Consider the following 3,261-nt stretch of genomic DNA (forward strand, 5'->3'; position numbering starts at 1 on the left):
GGGCCGAAATCCCGGGCCGAAATCCCGGGCCGAAATCCCGGGCCGAAATCCCGGGCCGAAATCCCGGGGCCACAATCGATATCGGCTCTTAGTCTAGCTACGAAAAGCGTACCGCGACGCCCCGCAATCCAGCACCCGGCCGGCGGCGGACACGCGGCGCTCTACCCGGCGGCGGCGCCGCGCGGGAGACCTACCTGGACAGGGTGACCGGCTTGAAGGACGGACGAGTCGCCTCGAACGCCGTGATCTCCTCCTCCGAGCGCAGAGTGAGCCCCACGTCGTCGAGCCCCTCCATGAGGCGCCAGCGCGTGTAGTCGTCGACAGTGAACGGCACGGTGACCTCGCCCGCGGCGATGGTCATCGTCTCGAGATCGACCGTGAGCTCGAGGCCCGGCTGCTGCTCCATGACCTTCCAGAGCAGCTCGACATCGCTCTGCTCGACCTGCGCCGCGACGAGCCCCGCCTTGCCGGCATTGCCGCGGAAGATATCGGCGAAACGCGAGGAGATCACCGCGCGGAAGCCGTAGTCCATGAGCGCCCATACCGCGTGTTCGCGCGAGGAGCCGGTGCCGAAATCGGGCCCGGCGACGAGCACGGAGGCGCTCTTGTACTGCTCTTGGTTGAGCACGAAGTCCGGCTCGTTCGAGCGCCAGTTGGAGAACAGCCCGTCCTCGAAGCCCGTGCGGGTGACCCGCTTGAGGTACACGGCGGGGATGATCTGATCGGTGTCGACGTTGGACCGGCGCAGGGGGGCGCCGACGCCGGTGTGCTTGATGATCGCTTCCATCGGGATTCCCTTTTCTTCGAGTCGTTCGTTCTCGACCAATGCGCGAAGGCTAAACGCCGACGGACTCGCGCACGGGGGCGAGATCGGCGGGCGCGGCGAAGTGCCCCGCGACCGCCGTCGCCGCGGCGACCTCCGGGGAGACGAGGTGGGTGCGCCCGCCCTTGCCCTGGCGGCCTTCGAAATTGCGGTTCGAGGTGGAGGCGCAGCGCTCGCCGGGGGCGAGCTGGTCCGGGTTCATCCCCAGGCACATCGAGCAGCCCGGCTGCCGCCAGTCGGCTCCCGACTCGTCGAAGATCACGTCGAGCCCCTCCTCGATGGCCTGGAGGCGGACGCGTGCCGAGCCAGGGACGACCATCATCCGGACGCCGTCGGCGACCTTCCGTCCGCGAAGCACCTCTGCGGCGGCACGCAGGTCCTCGATGCGCCCGTTGGTGCATGAGCCGACGAAGACCACGTCCACACTGATCTCGCGCATCGGCGTGCCCGGCTCGAGATCCATGTAATCGAGGGCGCTCCGGATGGCGAGGGCTGCGTCGTCATCCCCCGCGTCCTCCGGGAACGGCACGGCCTCCCCGAGGGGCACGCCCTGGCCCGGGTTGGTGCCCCAGGTGACGAAGGGGGTGAGCGCCGAGCCGTCGATGACAACCTCGGTGTCGAACACCGCGTCGTCGTCCGTACGCAGGCTGCGCCAGTACTCGACGGCAGCGTCCCAATCCTCGCCCTTCGGGGCATGGTCGCGGCCCTTGACGTAATCGAACGTGGTCTCGTCGGGGGCCACCATGCCCGCGCGGGCACCGGCCTCGATGGACATGTTGCACATGGTCATCCGCGCTTCCATCGAGAGCTTGCGCACGGCCTCGCCGCGGTACTCGATGATGTGGCCCTGCCCGCCGCCGGTGCCGATCTGGGCGATCACCGCGAGGATGAGATCCTTCGCCGTCACACCCGGGCGGAGCTCGCCCGTGACCGTGACCGCCATCGTCTTGAACGGACGCAGCGAGAGGGTCTGCGTGGCGAGGACGTGTTCGACTTCCGAGGTGCCGATCCCCATCGCGATGGAACCGAATGCGCCATGGGTCGAGGTGTGCGAGTCGCCGCACACGATGGTCATCCCCGGCTGGGTGAGCCCGAGCTGCGGCCCCACCACGTGGACGATGCCCTGCTCCGCATCGCCCATCGGGTACAGGCGGACGCCGAACTCCTCGCAGTTCCGACGCAGCGTCTCGACCTGCGTCCGCGACACGGGATCGGCGATAGGCTTGTCGATGTCGACTGTGGGGACGTTGTGGTCCTCGGTGGCGATGGTGAGGTCCGGGCGGCGCACGGGGCGGCCGGCGAGCCGTAGGCCGTCGAACGCCTGGGGGCTCGTGACCTCGTGGACGAGCTGCAGGTCGATATAGAGGAGATCGGGCTTACGGTTCTCGCCCTCTCCCTCGCCGCGGACCACCACGTGGTCGTCCCAGACCTTTTCCGCGAGAGTGCGCGGCCGGTCACGTCCAGGCGCTGCCTCACTCATGTCGAGCCCTCCTCGAGGAGAATCCGCCCAAAAACTGGATTCCCAGAATATAGGACGATATTGTCGAATCGTGAGACAGTCTAGCGGAATCGGCGTACTCGACAAATCGATGATGGTGCTCCACGCCGTGGCCGAACAGCCCTGCGTGCTCTCCGAACTCTGCGAGAGGACGGAGCTGCCACGCGCCACGGCCCATCGCCTCGCGGTGGGGCTCGAGGTGCACCAGATGCTCGTCCGCGACGACGCCGGCGTGTGGCGTCTCGGCCCCGTCCTCGCGGCGCTCGCGGCGAACGCCACGGACGCCGTCGCCGAGGCCTCGGGACACGTGCTCCCCCGCCTCCGCGAGGTCACGGAGGAGAGTGTGCAGGTGTACCGGCGCGAGGGGGCGCAGCGCATCTGCATCGCTTCTGCCGAGCCACCCACGGGCCTGCGCGACACCGTTCCCGTCGGCACTGTCTTGCCGATGACCCGCGGCTCGGGCGCCAAGGTCCTCCTCGCGTGGTCCGACCCCATGACCCAACGGTCCATCCTCGCCGATTCCGTGTTCACCGAACGCCAGCTCGCCGAGGTCCGCCGCCGCGGCTGGGCGCAGTCCGTGGCCGAGCGGGAGACTGGGGTCGCGAGCGTCTCCGCTCCCATTCGTGACGCCGGAGGCCACGTCGTCGCGGCGATCTCGGTGTCCGGACCGGTGGATCGGATCGGTCGGCGCCCGGGCGGGCGTTGGGCGGCAGATCTGCTCGCTGCCGCCGAGGCGATCCACAAGCGGCTCTAGTCACCGCGCCGGCGCGGGCCGAGGCCGAAGCGAGAGGAGGCCGTCACGAGTGGGCCGGCCCCGCGAACGAAAAAGCCGGGCACCTGGTAGGTGCCCGGCTCTATTTCTGTTGTACCCCCGATGGGATTCGAACCCACGCTACCGCCGTGAGAGGGCGGCGTCCTAGGCCGCTAGACGACGGGGGCC

Annotated in this window: 3 protein-coding genes and 1 tRNA gene; 1 reads left to right on the plus strand and 3 read right to left on the minus strand. The window is 69.0% G+C overall.

All coding sequences use genetic code 11. The features are described 5' to 3' along the window. Positions 1-190: 190 nt before the first annotated feature. Positions 191-787: a 3-isopropylmalate dehydratase small subunit gene (leuD, locus tag V7E05_RS12805; RefSeq protein WP_333620032.1), complete on the minus strand. Its 597-nt coding sequence runs from the start codon at positions 785-787 to the stop codon at positions 191-193. Positions 788-836: 49 nt separating this feature from the next. Further along, the gene (leuC, locus tag V7E05_RS12810; protein ID WP_333620030.1) at positions 837-2,303 is read right to left on the minus strand and encodes a 3-isopropylmalate dehydratase large subunit; all 1,467 of its coding nucleotides are present in this window, start codon (positions 2,301-2,303) and stop codon (positions 837-839) included. Between the two features lie 70 nt (positions 2,304-2,373). Between leuC and V7E05_RS12815 the strand changes: the two genes are divergently transcribed. Beyond that, positions 2,374-3,075: an IclR family transcriptional regulator gene (locus tag V7E05_RS12815; RefSeq protein WP_333620031.1), complete on the plus strand. Its 702-nt coding sequence runs from the start codon at positions 2,374-2,376 to the stop codon at positions 3,073-3,075. A gap of 112 nt (positions 3,076-3,187) precedes the next feature. Here V7E05_RS12815 and V7E05_RS12820 read toward each other — a convergent pair. Further along, positions 3,188-3,260: transfer RNA gene (locus V7E05_RS12820), tRNA-Glu, on the minus strand. Between the last annotated feature and the right edge of the window lies 1 nt (position 3,261).

The organism is Dietzia sp. (genome assembly GCF_036741115.1).
Taxonomy (GTDB): domain Bacteria; phylum Actinomycetota; class Actinomycetes; order Mycobacteriales; family Mycobacteriaceae; genus Dietzia.

What these genes read in the sequence shown, in the direction of transcription:
- leuD (WP_333620032.1), bottom strand. Translation starts at nt 787, where the DNA reads ATGGAAGCGATCATCAAGCACACCGGCGTCGGCGCCCCCCTGCGCCGG.
- leuC (WP_333620030.1), bottom strand. Translation starts at nt 2,303, where the DNA reads ATGAGTGAGGCAGCGCCTGGACGTGACCGGCCGCGCACTCTCGCGGAA.